Annotated in this window: 3 protein-coding genes; 1 reads left to right on the top strand and 2 read right to left on the bottom strand. The window is 65.7% G+C overall.

Going from position 1 to position 2,412, the window contains the following annotated elements:
• Nucleotides 1-206: 206 nt before the first annotated feature.
• Nucleotides 207-761: a hypothetical protein gene (locus ACFWF3_RS32340; protein ID WP_378988998.1), complete on the top strand. Its 555-nt coding sequence runs from the start codon at nt 207-209 to the stop codon at nt 759-761.
• Between the two features lie 60 nt (nt 762-821).
• Here ACFWF3_RS32340 and ACFWF3_RS32335 read toward each other — a convergent pair whose 3' ends face one another.
• Together ACFWF3_RS32335 and ACFWF3_RS32330 are read right to left on the bottom strand one after the other, a co-directional pair.
• The gene (locus ACFWF3_RS32335; RefSeq protein ID WP_378626947.1) at nt 822-1,247 is read right to left on the bottom strand and encodes a DUF4913 domain-containing protein; all 426 of its coding nucleotides are present in this window, start codon (nt 1,245-1,247) and stop codon (nt 822-824) included.
• Nucleotides 1,244-2,341: a type IV secretory system conjugative DNA transfer family protein gene (locus ACFWF3_RS32330; RefSeq protein ID WP_379317635.1), complete on the bottom strand. Its 1,098-nt coding sequence runs from the start codon at nt 2,339-2,341 to the stop codon at nt 1,244-1,246. The genes ACFWF3_RS32335 and ACFWF3_RS32330 overlap by 4 nt, the downstream gene beginning before the upstream one ends.
• Between the last annotated feature and the right edge of the window lie 71 nt (nt 2,342-2,412).

Here is a 2,412-nt window from a genome sequence, read left to right as displayed (position 1 = left end):
CGCTGGTGTGTCCGGTCCGTTTCCGGTTTTCCCGCCCCGACGTGCGAAGAAGATCATCAGAGGCTAGGCAACCCTACGATTTATCCGGCTCATGCACCGCTCACCCGCATTTTCTCCGCTGCCGACCCGGCCCGCCGGACATCGCACCGTGTCCTTCGCGCGGTAGGCTCAGATGTCCACTTCCACAGCAGCATCGGGGAGCAGTCATGGCGGAACTCGACGACATCGGCAGCGAAACAGCGTCCATGATGCGCACCATGCTGCAGATGGCCATCTTGGTCGCCGTCAAATCGCGGGAACACGGCCAGAAAGAGGCCGAGTCCCGGGCGAAGGCGATCGAGGCCAAGATGAAGGAAGCGCGCGAATTGCAGATCCGCGAGGCGCGTGATCTCAAGGCCAAGGATCCGCGCAATATCGAACTCGTGCAGATGATGTCGGTGGGGTCGCGCACGGTGGAATCGCGCGGTGTGGAGACGCGCGGAATCAACCTCAACAAGCCGGCGGGCTCTGCCTTCGCCGCGAACGCCGCGGCGACACCGAGCGTCGGCTACGACTCGGCCGAGCGACGCTCGGCGATCGCGGCACATCTGCAGCGTGCCGGCGTCGCTCCGGAGCTCACCCAGGTTCGGATGCTGGTCGAAATGGGCCAAGGCATCTCGCCGGAAGAGGCGATCCGGTCCCGGGACACCGTGATGCGCGCGACCCTCGCGCGTCAGCGTGGGGAACGCGGGATCGAACGCGGGATCGAACGCGGTCGCTGACCCGACTCCGAATATGCTCGGATCCCCTTGCCTGGCAACGGGATCCGAGCATCCGTCCGGTCAGTCCGGTATGCGGCCTTTCTGCCAGAGGCGGTCGATGTCCGGACTGCCGAACATCTGCGCGTCCGCGCCCTCCGGTTTCTTGAGCGGCAGCGGTTCGAGCATCCCCTTGTGACCGTTGCGCACACTGCAGTACTTGAACGGCCCTTTCGGGTCGAACAGCTTGGTCATGTGTGGGTCCGCGTGGTCGAGAAACCACACGCTGATACCGGTCCCGCCCTGCAGACGGTGATGCTCCCAGGCCTGCCACAGCGCGCTCAACCGGATCACGGCCTCGCTGTGGTGCCACCATTCCGGGCACCACACCGTGTCACTGATATCGGTGACCTGGCGCCGGTAGACCTGACTCAGGTACTCGGTGACGAACTCGTACACCCCCTGGTAGCCGTTCGTAATCTCCCCATTGGCGACATTGTCGTAGCTCACAGCGGCTTGACCTCCTCGACTTCACCCATCTCTTCCGGCGGAACAGATTTCGCTGACGACGCAGACCCGAAAAGGTCTTCGATGCGGGTCTTGCGAGTCGGGTCGTTCTGCTCGATCGACCGCTTGACCGCGTCGGCGTACTCCGACTCCCACCACGGCACGGTCCGCACCAGGACCGCGGGCTGACCGGAGGTGAACACGACGGCACGACCGCGCGGTAGCGTCGCCAGGCCCTGCGCGGTGAAGGTCACCGAGGAGCTCAGCGAACGCGAGTAGCTCTTGCTGTTGCCCGACTGCGACATCGACGCGGAGATCGAGTCGTACTCGCCGATCGCCTCGGACCGATCGCGCAGGAAGGCCATATCGTCGACTCCGCTGCCGAGAACCTTGATATTGGCGGCCGACCACAGCGCGCTCATCCCGGCCTCGCCCCAGCAACGCGCGCCCTGCGCCCACGACTGCAACACGGTCATCACCACGATGCCGCGCGACCCGAAGTGGCTGTACTGCTTGGGCAGATCCTTCCAGCGCACCACGTTGGCGGCCTCGTCGAGCACCGCGAGCAGCGGGATCGGCAACCGGCCACCCGACGAGCGCGAGGCCTTACGCATGGCCACATCGATGACCGCCTCGGTGAGCGCGCTCACCAGCGGTGCGGCCGAACCGCGCCCCTCGAGCGACAGGCAGTACAGCGTGCCGTTGCGTTCGATGAACTCCAGTTCGTCGAACTGGGGACGGACGCCGTCGGCCGGGGTGATCCACGGGTGCACATTGGACAGCTGCAAGCAGCGAATCATCTTCTTCGCGGTACCGAAGATGCCGCTCCTGGTGCGCTCGTCAGCGTTGTACTGCATGGCGAGGCCGGACGCGGTGAAGTGGTGTTCGGCGCCGCGCAGGTGTTCGATCGCCTCGGTGTTCTGCGGATTCGTCACCCATTCCCACACCTGGGTGATCGGTTTGCCCGCGATCGCGGCCGCGAGGAAGAACGCGGCGAGCAGGTCTTCGGCCTCAGGATCGAAGAAGTTGTCGCCGTCGTCGGCGCTGCCGCCGGTCTCGGCGTCGGCGAAATGTCCCGCGAGCCGAGCCGCCCGCATCTCACACCGCCTCCCCCGCCGAGAGCAGCCGGGCCAGCCGCGGCTGGTGGGACGGCAACGCCGACGAGTAC

This window comes from Nocardia sp. NPDC060220 (genome assembly GCF_042727815.1).
GTDB lineage: Bacteria > Actinomycetota > Actinomycetes > Mycobacteriales > Mycobacteriaceae > Nocardia.
The sequence above is the reverse complement of the archived record's forward strand: the minus strand, read 5'-3'. Positions and strand labels throughout refer to the sequence as shown.